Consider the following 15,370-nt stretch of genomic DNA (forward strand, 5'->3'; position numbering starts at 1 on the left):
CCTTTTTTATCAGCCGGCGGGCTTCTTCGTTGGTTGAATCGAGTTCAGGATAGTGGAAGAGCTCTCTGCCAATGACCATGCTACCACATCCCGGAAAGGGAGACTCGATGAACATTGTTCGAGGAAAAATTTACGTCTTGAACGAACGCGTAATCGAGCTTAGCATGACCAACAGTAAAGCCAACGCCAGCGGTCAGGCCACCGTTATATCCCGCCCGATAGGAGGTACACCCCTGCAACCATTCAAAACCGGTCGCGACCTCCGGAGAGTAGCCCGATTTAATAGTTTGGCTGACATCAACCGCCACCCGGCCCGCCTTCCACGGAAGCCAACTTAACCCCAGCCGCGCCTTGGGAGGAACATGCTCCACCGTCCCGGTCCCCCACTGCTGGGTATTGACCAGTTCATCGATCTTAAAACCAACAGTCACTGGGTACTTGGCCAAGCGAAGCATTATGCCGGGAGTTAAAGAGTAGCCCCAACCGCTCCCGCCGCTGATCCCAAACATCTCGGAGCTTAGATATTTGGCCGTTAGCCCAAAGGCAATATGGTCATTCAGTTTCTTCCCATAGGAAAAAAGATAGGCACTGGAAAAGTAGCTAAACAGGCTGATGTTCTGAACTTCGTTGTGGATATCGACCTCTCTCGAGGTCTGGGCAATATTCCCCAACCCAACCTGGATCCAGGAAAGGCCGATCGTTCCCCCCAGTGCCGGGGTTACATAACTTAGATAATAATGATCGGCGTCGGTCGAGAGCCTGGTTTGACTGCTGGTTATCTCCTGGCTACTAATAAAACCTAAGCCGGCGGCATTCCAATAGGGGGCGTCGGCATTGTCCGCGATCGCGGTGAAAGCGCCACCCATGGCGAGAGGACGAGCCCCCACACCGGCATTAAGCACGGCAAGGTCGGTACCGGATTGGCCGAGAGCAAATGCAGGAGAAAGCGTTAAGCAGTAAGCGGTAAGCAAGAAAGATATATATATTCTCATTTGAGCACCGCGATTTTTCCACGGCCGCTCACGGTCTTATCACCCATTCGCGCCGTGATCTCGAACGGATAGATTCCATTAACGACCATGTCCCCTCGTCCATTCCGCCCGTCCCAGGAAACATCGTTATATTTCTGCCAGACGCTCATTCCCTCGCCATTGGTCGTCCCGTCAAGCTCGGTCACTAAAGATCCGGTTATGTCATAAATTCTGATCCTGACTTCATCGGCGTCAGCCGAGAGCCGGTAGCGGAGTTTGGTCTCTTCCCGGTTCGGATTGAACGGGTTCGGATAGTTGGTCACCCCGGCCAGGGTCAGCTCCGGTTGGATCCGGAAGCCCCAGCTCTCCGAGGTCGCCGCATTGGTCGGCGACAGCGCCGTCACTTTCCAGAAGTAGTCGGTGTTCCGTTCCAAGCCAGGGTCGAACTCATGAATGGCGTAGTTAAAGTAGTAGAGATTGCTATCGGCCTTATCTTGCGTCCCCGTTCCGGCTGCTTTACTAAAGGTCTGGTGGTCGATCGTAAAGCTATCGTTTTTCGCCACCTCAACCCGATACTCGGTCGTATCCCCCTTATGGTGCTCCCATTCAAAAGCGGGCCGGATGTTTTGAACATCCTGACGATCCTTGGCGGGCGCGAGGAGAGCGGGAGATTCGAGGGTCGTGGTTTGAGAAATCACTTTAGTTTGCGGAGTAATTTTAACAGCGGCCCCTTGAGCCGTTCCTTTGGCGCGAGCGAAATTAATAGGGACTTTTTGAAAGTAGACCTGACTATTCAAACCTATCTGCAGATGCCAGGCAACATAACTATTGCCCGACGAATCAACGAAAATACACGGGCTGGCACCAAAACTAGAGATTTTTATTGCCGTTCCATTGTTCCTACGATAATAAATACCGTTATTAGCATAAACCTCATGAAGTATTCCATTTACAGTAACAGATGTACTTGTCTGCATACCGTCAACTTTCTCTGGTCCCGACTCTATGCTCCAAGTTGTTCCATAATTATCACTGGTTCGTATATATTGGTTATATCTGCGATCATAATAATAAGCTTTTGTAAACGCATAAGTATTGTTTGAACCTTCATCGTTTATATAAACATAAGCATAATATTGGCCTGCTGGGAGTGTCGCGGTGTAATAAGCGGCACTACCTGTTTCATCATTTCCCGTTTGCGTCATTGACCACATAACCACATCGTCGCTAGCCCTTTTAATAGCATGGGATTCCGATGGCGCCCATTCGTCAAATGCGGCGTTATGAGTTTCTACAACTTGAGGAAAATCAAGAGTAAAATATTCTTTGTCAACATAATACATATCACCATAAGGCCCGAAAGGATCACTCCCATGGTCCGAGTCAGACACATAAGCATTGGCAATCACCTGTTGACTATCATCAACCCCTCTAAGCCAAGACAAATACAACACTCCATTAAAAGTAATATATGGGGAGTCTCCTTGTCCGATGTATACATCGTCCTGCAGGCTAACCGCTCGGCTGACCGTTATCGCATTATTCCCAACAGCATCAACCGCCCCGATCTCAATCGAATAGCTCCCTTCATTTTCGTAGTCACCGCTGTTATTTGTTCCATCCCAGCTAACATAGTAGCCACCACTCCCGTTACTAGTAACCGTTAAATTCTTGACAACCGTTCCACCATATTTAACCACCGATGAAACATTACCAATCGCAAAACCACTGCTTGGGGCTGAATCGCTCGCGGTAAAATCAACCCGGGCGCTACCATCGACATAAGGATTAAAAGTAATTAGCGAGGTCTGGCTTAAATTAATAACCGGCGGAGTATTGTCTATTTTGATCGTTATCTTCGTTTCCGCGTAATTGCTGAATTGATCGGTCGCCGACAGCCTTATATCGTAATCCCCATCCACCCCAAGGGTATTCCAGGCAATTATCGTCCCGCTTACCGGGCAGGAATCAGTGGCAATCGTCGTCCAGGTGTTGGAGCCCATCGGGGCGTAATCGACTTTATAAGGGCCAGAATTGGCATCGGCCGCACTCCCAACTATGTTAATCGAGCCTTTAACCCACTGATTCGCGGTCGGTGACGAGATGTTCAAAGTCGGCGCCGTTTTATCAACCACTATCCGATAATACGCGTCATTGCCGCCGAAAGGTTTATACGCCCCGGACCCGGCTTTTCTGGAATCAAAAGCATTGCCGGCCGCGTCGGTCGCGGTGAAATAATAGTAATAATAACCATCCCCGGTTGGCTCCCACTCCTGATTAATAACCAGGTCCCCTGTTTGCGCGGGAGTAACCGTCGCGCCAAAGGTTTTGACTACACTGCCGCCGGAATTTACGATCTTTATCTGCCAATTGTTTAGGCCGGAAATTGTATCGACTCCCCCGTTGAAATCGGCCATAACCCCGAGCAAACTGGTTGCAGGACTATTGATAGTAACCGGTTGAGGCTGGACTACCGACTTAATAACCGGCGCGGCCGTATCCAAAACAATTTGGTCGGCAAAAACTGCAGTTGAATAATTTCCGGCATTATCCATCAATCTTACCCGGGCCGTCCTGGTCCCATCCACAGCGGGAAGGAGCCAAGCCTTGCCCAACGCCGAATAATCTTCCCAGGATGACCAGCTGGCGCCGTCGTTACTAAAGCTCATTTTAGTGACCCCGGAAGTTGGATCACTGGCAGAAGCAAACAGTTCAACGGTCGGCGAATTGGTAAATTGTGGATTCCCGCTGCCAATAACGACCCCTCCATCGGGAGGTAAAGTATCAACTTTGACATTTGCCGACTGGAGACAACTATTGCCGGCCTCATCATAGGCCAGAATCTTCAAGGTGTATTCTCCATCACTAAAACCGCTCCCGTTGGCGCTACCGACATAACCGGTCGCGCCGGCGCCATCCCAATCGATGAAGTAGTTGCCGTTTACCTGCCAGGCATCGGCTGTTAAAGTTTTTACCAGCGCACTCCCGCTATAAGCGCCGATCACAACTTTAACTTTGCCGGAATTATCCGCAACCTCGTAACTGCAAGTGGTAGTTTTAAAGCTCGAATTTGTCCCGCCCGGAGCAAAGTAATATGGAGCAGCCAAAACATTCTTAATCTCGGGCAAAGTGTTATCAATTGTGACCTGGCCGACCAGCAGTGGTTGTTTGTTCCCCGCATAGTCCTGAAGCTCAACCGCCAACCAGTAATTACCGTTTGACGCGTAGGCGCCGCCGTCAGCTTTTCCGTCCCAATCCTCCCAAGAGAGTGTCCTCGATTGGGCAACAGCGTCAGGGGTAATGGTCCGAATCAAGTTAGACATGGCGCTATCGCTATAGACCTTCACTGAATATTTACCGACCGGCTCGGTATTAACGGTCACCCCCATCGCCTCGATCCGCTCCGCCGCCTCAACCGCTGCCGGGACTAGCGAGAGATCAATCATGAAATAGAAACGAGCCCGTTTTTGGGTCAATTCGAGGCTGTTGCCGTTCGGCGAAATCGCCGGCGGGTCGGGATTGTTGGTCACCCCACTCGCCAGCTCAAGCTGTTCCGGCGCCCGAAGGGAGAGGACATTATTCTGGATCCAGACTGTGCCACCCCATTTCTTTAAAGTAAGATTGCCGGCTCTGTCCCGGCCTTCAACGATAAAAGCATACTTACCCGGAACGGCCCAGTCGCCGCTTTGGTTTTTTCCTTCCCATAAGACGGTCTGACTGCCGCTTTGCCAGAGATCGGCAACAAGGGTCTTGATCAAATTGTTATCGTTAAAATCTGCTTTAGTAGTCGTTTGACCGTCGGGAACCTTATAGACTTTAACCGTAACTTTAGAAGACTCGGGCAAGCTGTAATAGAAAGTCGTCGAACGCGGGCGGTCACTGCCGTCAGGGTTGGCATTGGTTGAGAAATTACTGGGGTTGGAAATATATTCGCCGGGTGTGTTCGGCAAAGCAATCGCCACCGTTGGGTTGATTAGATCGATCACGAAGCTCTCTGAAGATGAAGAAGTTTCCGCTGTTCCCTCGTTCAGGGCAAAATCCAAACCGGAAATTGAAATCGTCGCGTTGCCGTTGGCATCTGTGTTTGAAATAGTATATTTGTATTCATAAGTTTCGCCGGTCGGGGCCGGCAACCTACGACTAAACGTCGCGACTACCTCGTTCACTTTTACCTCGGGGTTGAACTTGAGCGTTTCAGCGACATCGAAGCTGATCGCAACTTCCGATCCTTCCCTGGCAAACTTGGTGAATTCCGGATTGCCGCCGATCTCGCTCCGGATGCTGCTAAAGATAGGCGCAACAGTATCAATAGTTAAATTGTTAATTGATTGAATGGTTGATTGGTTGCCGGCCAGATCGGTCGCTTCGATCGTTATTAACGCCGGGCCATCGTAGCCGGCAAGAGCGCTAAATTTCGCTTCACATTGGCCAGCTATTTGCCACTGGCCACTAGTCACTTGTAACTGGGGGGGGGCGCCGTTTTGCGTCACGTAAACCTTCGGCGCTTCTTTTAACGGCTCGCTGACATTAAACTTGACGCTCACCTGCCCGTTGACCAAAGGGGCGCTGGCTGGATTTGGCGAGACAGAAAGATCGCTGACCAACGGATTCGTCTTGTCGATCACAAAACTGGATGTCCTGACAATGGGGTTCATCGCCAGATCGCGCGCGGAGACCGAGACTTCAACCGTCCCCTCGAGATCATCACTCCCAATGACATAGCCGCACTCGTAACTGCCGCTCTCGGCTGAAGCAACACTCAAGGTTTTGACCGTTCCATCAACTAAAGTCAAACCAATCGTTGGCGACTCCGCTAACTGCTCGTCAAAGGCAAGACAGAGCCTAACACTAGCTCCCGACCTGGCATAAGCCGGGACAATCGTAAAATTGCTTGGCGCGGGACTCGAGTAATCAACCCCCAGCGGGATTGTCTGCGGCACGGCAGTTCCGCCCAGCGCGTCTTCGGCGCTGGCCCGCACGTAATACTGCCCGGCTGTAAGCGGTAAGCCGGAAGTTGTAAGCCCGTCATAATCATAGAGATAACTGCCCGCCGTCTTATTAAATATCTTGCTCCAGACCGCTCCAGCGGAAGAATTCAATACCTCTAGTTTGACCAGCGCTTCTCCGGTTATGTAGAAAGTCGAATAGTTGACCGTGTAATTCAAAACTACTTTGCTGTTGGCCTCGCTGTTATTGGGCGAAATGGCAGGGACATTGGCCGAGAGGCCGACCGTCGGTCGGGCCGCGATCATCAGCAGTCTGCCCCGCCCTTCAACCTGCGCGCCCAGCTTGTCCTGCGCGCGAACAACGTAATCGTAATAGCCGTCGGGCGCCAACTGGCCGGCATCGTTTTTACCGTCCCAATAAAACGAGTAAGCGCCGCTCCCCTGGGGCTCGCTGACAACCAGCGATTTGACGGTTGAACCGGTCGAATTCAGGATGTCGAGGCTGACCTGGCAATCCGGCACACCGCCGGCCAAACTATATGAAATCCTGGTGATATCTATCAAGCCGTCGCCATTGGGGGTAAAAGTCGCCGGGATTGCCTGACAGTTTGTCAGGCGAAGCGTATCGGGCCGGGTCGAGAAAATCTCGGTTTTGACGTCGGCGCTGTTCTTGGCACGATCACGCGCCGTGATCCCGATATATCTTTCCCCCTCGCCGCTGATCAAATAATTAATTTGATGATCGCCGTCGTTTTGCGCGCCCGTAACCAGCGCGGCCAAAAGCGCGCCGTTCTTGTCATAGACCGAAACTTCCACCGCTGATATTTCGGGGATCGAATAGATCAGCGAGACGAGATTGTTCTTATAATCGACCGCCAGCCCTTTGATCGTGATAGCTGGCGGGACATTGTCGACCAGGACAGTATTTGACGCCTCGGCGGTATTCGACCCGAGCTCGTTGATGTCCTCGGCCACGACTTTGAATTGATACGAGCTATCGGCAACCCGGTATTTGTTGGCCGCCGCCGTCGGTCCTTCATAACCAGAATCGAAATCGCCGCACCAGCGGGCGCTGTGCTCGCCTTTTGCCTGAACCTCATCGTTAACCAATGTCTTTAAGGCTTTGCCTTCTCGACCGATAATCAGCACTTTTATCTTGAGATTGTCCCGACCCAAATAGTATTTTATGTCGGTAAAGTTATTATTTGAATTGACCGGCGCGAAGGGATCGGGCTCGGCGAAAGCGTAGGGGATAAGGGTCGGTTCGCGATCGACCACTACCGTTTTGACCTCCGATGAAACCGCGTTGCCGACTCGATCTTCAGCATAAACGTAATAGGTATAGGCGCCGCCCAGCAGTTCATTCCGATTCCCCCGGCCATCCCAGGACCACTGCCCAACCGACGGAACCTGCGACTGAACGTCGCGGTTCCTATCTGTTGTTGGATAAGTAAACTTCTCCGTTTCCCCTTCAGTATTCTTAAAGAGACCGCCATCTTCGCGGTAAATCCCCAACTTGACTGCGACCGGCTCGCTGAATTTATACCAGAAACTAGCCGTATCCTTGACCCCATCGTCGTTGGGAGTGAACGGATTGGGATCGGCATTTAGGCCCAAAACCTTTGGCGGGGTCAGATCAATTATGGTCTTAACAATGATATTTTCAGAAATATTCCCCGCTTCATCGATCGCGTAGGTAGCCACAGAATATTCTCCGTCTATTAGGTTAGAAGGATTCGGGAGCTGGGAATAAAGGATCCAAAGACCAGTCGCGCTATCCCGGCGATAGAGTTCATAACCCTCTTTTGACCAGTTGACCTTGAGCTCTTTTCCAGCCAAAAGCGGCGCGTCAATATTGATCAGGTCGTTCGAATCGCTCTTAACGCCTAAGTATATCTTCCCTTTTTCATTCATCGTCAAAAGGTAATCGACACTGTCATATTTGCCGTCGCCGTTAGGCGAAAAGGCGTAGAGATTTGGAGCAATGCCAACCGTTGGCGGGACTGTGTCTTTTGTTACCATAACGTCGCCGCAAGTTAAGATCTCTGAATTTCCAAGAGGGTGAGCGGTCAGATAAATGTAGTTGGCTCCTTCCTGCAGCAGGGGAACATTTTCAATCCGGAAATTGCCTTTTTCGTCAGCCGTTATCCCCTCATCCACCACTCGACTCGCTTCGCTCGCTCGTGGCCCCCCTTCTCCCGCTTCAACGGGAGAAGGCCGAACAATCAGATTCAGGATCGAACCCGGTTCCGCCGTACCATAAATAGTGACGCTGTTTTTATTGGTAATATAACGGTCGGCCAGAACGATCGGCGCGGAAAGCTTGAATTTACCCGGCAAAAGAGTGTAGGTCGAAAAATGGTCAAGCGCGGCGTAGAAAACGTAATGCTTTTCGCCGTTATTTTCTTCGATCGTTTGTTGGTTATCGGAAACGATCTGCAGGTCTCCCGCTTCGGTCACTTGATGAATGTTCCAGAGAAGGTTTTTAGGCTCTCCTTCGCCGCTCCAGGCCCCCAGTTCTTTCAATTCGTCAAAGGTGTAAACAAAACGGAGGGTCGGCCGCAAGTCGACCCCTTCCAAAGAGCTAACCGTAAATTTCCAGGGAGAGGGCTTGATCTCAACAATCGGCCCGGAGGTCAGGATGATCGGCTTATTACGGATCTTGATCTCTTTCATGGTCACTGGAGTGACCGTCGCCAGCTGATCGCGGCCGCCAAAAGCATGGGGCGGGAATTTCAACTGGGCTCGCTTGTAGGTGCTCCAGGCGTCTCCCCCATCATCTTTTTTGATCAGCGTCCCGATCGAAACATTTTGGGTTGAAATGTAACTGCCGGAGCGGAGCATAACCGTGTATTCGCCGTTCAAGCGGGAGACGTTCCACCAGGCGAGGCGCCCGCCGGTCGGAGTTTCATCAAACGATTGGGTGATCGACTGCCAGCTCTTGCCGTCGTAATAAAGGATTTCGTATGGGCCGGGAGCAAAACCTTTAATTTCGACATAACGAGCTTCTGAAGCGTCAATTTTCAGCTTAAGAGAAAGGGCATCGTTCAAGCGCCCAGCACCAGTCGTAACATTTTCGAGAGCAACATCTTTATTGACCGCCCCGCTTTTGTCTTTAACAACGACTTCCCAGCGGTCGATCTCAAGATTGGGATTATCGACCGGGCTATCCTCATTGTCCGGTTCCCAGGGGTGTTTTTTCAGGAAAGTGAATCTTGCCGCTCCGACCGATTGGTAATCGTCTACAACCTGGTAAGCGGAAGAGAGTTTGATCGACCGCCTGGACCGGAAAGCATCGGGATTAAAGGTCAGCGCAGGGCTCTTTATAAAACCGCGGGTAGCAGCCAAATTGCCGTCATCTCCTGTCGTCCACGGAAAACCATTGATATCTTGGTCTTCGGCCTGAACTACCGCGCCGGGGGCCGAAGAAGAGAGCGAAAGCTTGATCCCCGGAGTATTGCTTGCAACCTGGAACAATTTATCGTAAACATAGCTGGGCAAAACCAGGATTTGATCGACATTGCGGCTAGTGACTGGGTTTTGAAGCGAGCTCCACTCCCCACGCCTTGAATTTTTATTATAATGAATTTGACCGACAGCAACAATACTATTGTTCAAGCTCAACCGTCGTTGGTTGACCTGGGTTTCATCGAGTTTCCACCATGTCCCCGTGATAGTCGGGCCGGTATAATTCTGGGGCTCGCCACCAAGTTCCTTGTCCAGCCTTTTTTGTTGAGCGGTCTGACTAGCCGTAAAAGTGGTATATTCGCTCTCCCGCCACGGCCAACTGAATTCAAAGGGCGATTGGGGATTGCCGTCACCATGATAGGCAAGATCGGAGTGCGCCCTGACAACAGTTGAACCGCTGGAATAATCAAGGCCGGCCCGACTGCCGTCCGCCTGCTGGGGATAAGTGATTGGGACAAATTCGTAATATTCGTCAGAGAGGTAGCTATCGTACCCGGCCGAAGAAGCTAAGGAATCTTTATACCCTAACAGATTGGCCTGCTCACTCATTAACTTTAACTTTTTACTTCGTTCGCTCCAGGATAAACCGGCTAGCTCGGTCTCAATTTCGCTTATCGGTTTATAAGGTACATCCGGCTTGGCGAGTGGGTCGTCAAAAAACAACTTTCCTGGGAAACCTAAACCACGATTGATGTCGGTTAAATACTCCGAAAAATCTTTTTGTTTCGCTTCATTCGCCCTGACAAACCCAAACCAAGGGACAAAACGGTTGGTCAGGCGGGAGTAGGCAATAGGAGCCTCAAGTTTAATGGTTAAATTTACCTGATAAGTGCCGTATGTTTTATCATATCGATTTCCGCCAGATACTAATGTTCCATAATGAGATTCTCCATTGCTTCCGCTATAGGCCGTGCTAAAGATGCCCTTGATAGTTGGCTTTTCTTGGCTCACTAAAATCCAATCGACGCTTTTATCTAGGACAAAGCCTGAATTTTTTGTGTAGACTTCAACCTGGACATCCACAGCATCGATCCCACAACCAAATTTATCTTTATTGTAATAATGATCGTTTTCATTTTGGGGCCACCAATTATAACTGTCAAAATTGAATGTATAATTTTTTACCTGATCCCCTACTTTAAAAACGGTCCCTACTCCAGCTCCACCGGGAAGATTATCAACGGCAATCCATTTTTCCTCAATCAATTCATGGGTTTCCCGGCGCCACTTCATAGGGTTCCAAAACTTGCCTAATGCCCAATTGTCTTCAGCCCCCAGATAATGATTCCAAGCATGAATTTTGAATTTAACTTTTATTTTTGTATCAACCTCATTAAATCCTCGATGCATAAGTCCGGCGAACGGCACATATGGATAAGCGGTCAGTTTTTGCTTCCCAAGAGCGGTCAGCGTGTAGGTCAGCTCTTTTACCGGATGGTAATTGCCATAGCCTTTGGCTTCAAAATAGAACGGCGATTCTCCGTCTGCTAAACGAATCTTTTTCAAGCCAAGGCCATCGTTATAATCGGTCTCATCACCGATCGGTTCGAGTTTAACCAAGGCTTCATTTCTGGCAAAAGAGACAACTTTAATCCCGCTAATCGTTTCGGTGCGGCTCCCGGACCCGTCTTTCGCGGCCGCGGTCAGAATAAGTTTATAAGTGCCGCCGGTCACAACCTGGGTCGAGTCGCTAGCGGGATAATTCCCGGTCCAAACCAGAGAAAGGGGGTTAGTCGGAAGCGTCCCTAGGACCTCTTTACCGACAGCCAGGCTGGCAACAAAATCGCCGTTCTCTTTTTGAACCTGCGCGGTTATAAGGGCGTCTTTGGAAACGTTATAGAAGACAGAAACCCGATCGGGAACGGAAAGAGAACTAAACTCTTTATTGGTCGCTTCTTTAACCTTCAATTCAAACGGCGTAGTCACATTAATTACCGCTTCGTCTGACGCGAGACCCTGTCCATCTACCCCTTCGGCAATTACTCTAACAATGTAGCTCCCGTTATCGACATACGCCCCTGTATCCAAGCGACCATCCCAATCGATCCCGGAAGGAGGTTGGACTGCCGTCGAGGGAAAGGTCTTCCCCATTTCAGTAAGGTTAACCAATCGCTGGCCGGTGACATCGATTACCAACGGCAGGTATGGCTGGGTTTGCCTGGTTATCCCAAGGTAAACATTATCGGCGTAGATTGAAGGGGAACTGGGATCTTCATCAAGCTTGGGGGTGATCATCAGCTGGCCGCCGTCAGCGGTGAAATCGAAGCCCCCTTCACCACCGGAAAGGATCTTATTCCAACTGATCATGCTCCCAACACTGGAAACAGAAGAGTTGCCGCCAGTTATGTTAACGGTCCCTCCCATCGCAATCAAATTACCGCTAAATTTATGGCTTGAACCATCGGCCGACCAGCGAATATGGTAGCCAGATTCGTCGCTCCAGATAAAATAACCAAGATCGGTCCCCGCCTTATAATCAGGTTTTCCGATAAAGGGGGCGCCAAGGATATTGGGGAAATATTTAAAATAAACAGGCTTTTCGTCCTGGCTTCTAATAATCTCCACATAAACATTGGCGGGTTTAACGCTATTTATAAAGCCGATCGGAAGTTTCACCGAATCGTCGGCTTTAAAGTCTACAGTAGAAGCCAACGGCTTGAGCTTAATATACGGGGAAGTCAGCGCTGACGTACCAAATGAACCATTATTAACCTTTATTAATCTGGTAACCGACAGAGAGTCTCCGTTTTCTTCATCAACTACAACCAGGATGGTATAGTCACCATTTTCCAACCCATTGGTATTGAGATAAGCCAGAGTGGCATCATTCTGCAAAGGTCGGAAAGAGATGTTTGAGGCGCCGCCGCCTCTATTGATCAAGGGAACTTCGATGGCGGAGGGAACAAGTTCGGAAGCCTGCGACAAGATCGTCGCGGCTTCCATTTTTGACTTATCGCTCCTGGATAAATAGACCCGGTACTGCTTGAACGGTTTATCGTTTGACCAATCGGGATCCATGGCGGTGCCGCGGATGGCGACCAGTCCGGAGATTTCGGCTCCATCCTCTACCGGGAAAGAGATGACCGGAGCGATCCCGTCTTTGACACAGGAAGAATACGCGGTCGAGGTATTGCCAACATCATCGGTCGCGGTAATTTGGAATTTATAAGCTCCTTTCGTCAGATCAGAAGCAGAATGCCAAACGATCTTATTTTCTTCTGTTAACGATGCCGGAGCCTCTTCATAGGCATCGGCCAGCAGGCCAGTACTGGTATTAAATATCTTAACTTTAACCCCTACCCCCTCCCCTTTATCTCCCAATCCATTCTCCCTCAAGCTATACGCCAGTGTCGTTTTATAGGCATTGGCGCCTATGTTAGTCAAAACATAGGGATTGGCGATCTGCCCAAAAATGGTTGGCGGAGTACGATCGATCCGGACCGCTTCAAGGGTACGGGGGGCGCTTTCGTTCCCAGCCTCGTCACGAGCGATCACTTCGACCCGATAAATCCCATCTTCAGGCCCAGGAGCGAAAGAATTGTTGTAAGGCCAGGAATAAGAAGCGCCAACCCTCACCCCTGTCCCCTCTCCCAGAGGGAGAGGGGTAGAAGCCTGGGTTAAATACGCTGTCGTCTTCTTATTCGATAGATTATTGAGCTTAATTATGACCATCGCTTTTTCGCTAACTTCGGCGTTCAGTTTTAATTCGTTGATATTTGAGGTCATCGGGTTTGGGGTCAAAGCGACTAACCCAACCTTTGGCGGCGTGGCGTCAACAATCAACGGGGTTTCGGCAACGGCAGAATTCCCCGCCAGGTCGAAAACTTTAACCTTAACTTTGTAGGCGCCGTCACCCACCACTCGACTCGCTTCGCTCGCTCGTGGTCCCCCCTCTCCACTGTCGTGGAGAGGGCCGTATTTCCCATCCCAGGTAAAATAGTTTTCGCCTTTGGAGAGAGAATCGGCGGTGGCAATGGTGGTTACCAGGTTATCGTTCTTGTCGTAGAGGTCACAGCGGACGGAGCGGAGATTGGGCGAGACTTCGTCGGAGGCGGTATAGCGAATCGTTGCCGGGGCTCTGGGAGAATATGATGGGAGAGGCTCAATCGCAACACTGGGAGCCCTTGTGTCAACGTAAAACGACCAGGCGGCTTGCGCCACACCAACGTTACTCTCGGCCACTACCATCACCTGATGTTCCCCATCACTTAACGGCTGGGACGGTTTAAGGCTCACTTTTGTCTTAGGATGATAAGTTTCCATCGTCCTCTCTACTTCAAATGGCACATCTGCCCCATCCAATAAAGTCTTTTTGATATTAATAGATTCCGCCTCAAAACTCCCGCTATATTCCGACTTGTTAAACTCAACCGAGATCTCGGGGTTAACAGTAGAAACGTAAAATTCAGGAAGAGGCTTAAATTGACTTGGTTGCATTGGAATGGTGTTAAGGACAATCTTGAGTTGCTGATTTGTTTTTAATCCCGTCCAAGTTTCAGCTTTGAAAGCAATAATATTTTGTCCTTCTGCCAGCTTTAAGTCTTTGACCGTAAAGTTTCCCCACTCATCGACATTGGCAATCGGCTTCCAAGCGGCAAAATTCTCGGAGTATTCGAAGTATTTCATCTTCTTTGGTAAAAATGTTTTTGCCACCCCTTTGATCGCCGATGGCGCTTTTTTCACCGTTACCGCCGAAACCCAGCGGGCTTGCCCATCAATTGCGATCGGAAAATAAAAACCCCTCTTTGGATCGCCATCAGTAAATGCCTCAATCGTTACCGACTGATATACTCCAGTTGGTTTTCCTTCGAGGTCCAAGTCGGTAAAAAAATCGAAAGCCTGTTCCGGAGCAGTATAGCCAGCGGTTGAGCTACTAACAACACTGGCCGACAAACCCGACTTAATTGTTGACGTCTTAAATCCACCGCCAACGGCAACATAATCGTCGAGGGCATTATCAATTAAATGTTGTTGATATGCTTCTTTAACTACTAAACCATGGGCTGACAGTAAATCATCTTTTCTATCAAGAAACATATAAACCGACCCGCCTGCAAATACTAAAGCACATCCCCAATTAATCATCGGATGAATTGTTGGTGGAGCATATATGCAGGCCAAAGAGCTTGCCAAGCCCATCGCTATAAATGAATCTTCAACAATTCCATTCAAATCATCGCCAAAACTACAGTTCTGCGGGGATCTAAAATCCACATTTGCTGCGCTCAATATCGATAACCCTTCCCCTTGCTGACTACTTCTTGGGGCATAAATATCCCCATTTTCATTGACTACTGCGCCGAGAAGCTCACTTAAATATAACGCCATTATTTTTGAACCAGCAGGCAAGCCATTGAAATATTTATCTGAAAACATTGTTTGCACTGTTGAAAAACCAAAGGCCGTTCGGTTTATTGGTAAATCGCCGGACGGAGTCGGGACACCATCCGCACTAATAAACCGTACCTTAATATGCTCGCCCCCTTTTACAAATGGCCTTGAATTCAAATTATTCATGAATTCTCCATTAATAGTTACATCCTGAACCCCTGGTTGATCAGGCCACCAGCCTAAGTATTTTCTTGTCCCCAAATTATCTACTATAGTACGGCCAACAGTAGTCAACAACGCTGAATACACACAATAAAACCCGATGTCTTTTCGATTGTTTTGGAATGCCAAGTATCCAGCTCCCATCAACTCAGCATAAGCAACATACACCTCTCCATTTTGATAAAACTCAATAAGTTTTTTAAGCGAAAGGGCCCCATTACTCCCTAAATGTTGAGAACAAAGCGTAATCAGCTCCTCCACATCCCCTTGGTAATAATCCGATGATAGATAAGTACGACTCGCGAGACCCCCAAGACTATGAGACACCAAAATATATTTATGCGGGATTTCTGCTTCTGTTGGCGGCCTGCCTGTCGGATTATTAATATTTTTCTTTTTATCACTAAACCAAGCAATAAAATCCTCTCGCGC

General features: G+C 49.4%; 3 protein-coding genes. All 3 read right to left on the reverse strand.

Going from position 1 to position 15,370, the window contains the following annotated elements:
* Window positions 1–80 precede the first annotated feature (80 nt).
* Window positions 81–992 carry a hypothetical protein gene (locus tag WC734_06225; protein MFA6198712.1) on the reverse strand — a complete coding sequence of 304 codons (912 nt, stop codon included), beginning with the start codon at window positions 990–992 and terminating at the stop codon, window positions 81–83.
* Window positions 989–14,902: a FlgD immunoglobulin-like domain containing protein gene (locus tag WC734_06230; GenBank protein ID MFA6198713.1), complete on the reverse strand. Its 13,914-nt coding sequence runs from the start codon at window positions 14,900–14,902 to the stop codon at window positions 989–991. The genes WC734_06225 and WC734_06230 overlap by 4 nt, the downstream gene beginning before the upstream one ends.
* A gap of 284 nt (window positions 14,903–15,186) precedes the next feature.
* A partial coding sequence (locus WC734_06235) for a hypothetical protein (protein ID MFA6198714.1) occupies window positions 15,187–15,370 on the reverse strand: 184 nt, incomplete at its 5' end.

The organism is Patescibacteria group bacterium, from assembly GCA_041661625.1.
Lineage (GTDB): Bacteria > Patescibacteriota > Patescibacteriia > JAHIZJ01 > JAHIZJ01 > JBAZUB01.

Coding starts and splice junctions, on each gene's coding strand:
- WC734_06225 (MFA6198712.1), bottom strand. CDS start 992: ATGAGAATATATATATCTTTCTTGCTTACCGCTTACTGCTTAACGCTT.
- WC734_06230 (MFA6198713.1), bottom strand. CDS start 14,902: ATGAATAATTTGAATTCAAGGCCATTTGTAAAAGGGGGCGAGCATATT.